The 240-nt window shown below is 61.7% G+C and carries 1 protein-coding gene; it reads right to left on the bottom strand.

Annotated elements, in window-relative coordinates; all coding sequences use genetic code 11:
- Window positions 1-16: 16 nt before the first annotated feature.
- A partial coding sequence (locus R2R70_RS22835; protein ID WP_410979322.1) for an SUMF1/EgtB/PvdO family nonheme iron enzyme occupies window positions 17-240 on the bottom strand: 224 nt, incomplete at its 5' end.

Genomic DNA, 240 nt, shown 5'->3' with positions numbered 1-240 from the left:
ACGCACGCTTTTTTCCTCAACCCTTCGCACAACGAAACCCCGCGTACACGTATTGATAACGCGGCTGAAACCAGTTGCGGAACGTCGGCCGCTGCATGCAGCCCGCGGTGCGCGCGGAGCCGCCTTTCATCGCGTAGTGCTGGCCGTCGAAGAAGTTGGCCGAATAGCCTTCGTAGAACGGAAACGGCGTGAAGCCGCGCAGCGGAGCGAACACCGTCGAGGTCCATTCCCAGCCGTTGC

Origin of the sequence: Cobetia sp. SIMBA_158 (assembly GCF_046566945.1) — a bacterium.
Classification (GTDB): domain Bacteria; phylum Pseudomonadota; class Gammaproteobacteria; order Pseudomonadales; family Halomonadaceae; genus Cobetia; species Cobetia amphilecti.
This window is presented reverse-complemented; position numbering and strand designations above follow the sequence as displayed.